At 71.4% G+C, this 234-nt stretch carries 1 pseudogene; it reads left to right on the forward strand.

Annotated features, from left to right (window positions below):
* Positions 1-44: 44 nt before the first annotated feature.
* Positions 45-234 (forward strand): annotated as a pseudogene (locus AOK03_RS44725) (N-acetylmuramic acid 6-phosphate etherase); the annotation flags it as partial.

Consider the following 234-nt stretch of genomic DNA (forward strand, 5'->3'; position numbering starts at 1 on the left):
GACCTCCCCCGACCACCCCCGCACACGAAAGAGCCGCAGACGCCATGACCTCGACCACCGACGCGACCGGCACGAGCGAGCCGCGCGACAACTACGGAGAGCTCCGCGCCCAGCTCGCCACCCTCACCACCGAGGCGTTCCGGCCCGAGCTCTCCGAGATCGACCGGCTGCCCACCGAGGAGATCGCGAAGATCATGAACGGTGAGGACGCCTCCGTGGCCGCCGCCGTCGCCG

It is taken from the genome of Streptomyces atriruber (genome assembly GCF_001418325.1).
In the GTDB taxonomy this organism is placed as follows: domain Bacteria; phylum Actinomycetota; class Actinomycetes; order Streptomycetales; family Streptomycetaceae; genus Streptomyces; species Streptomyces atriruber.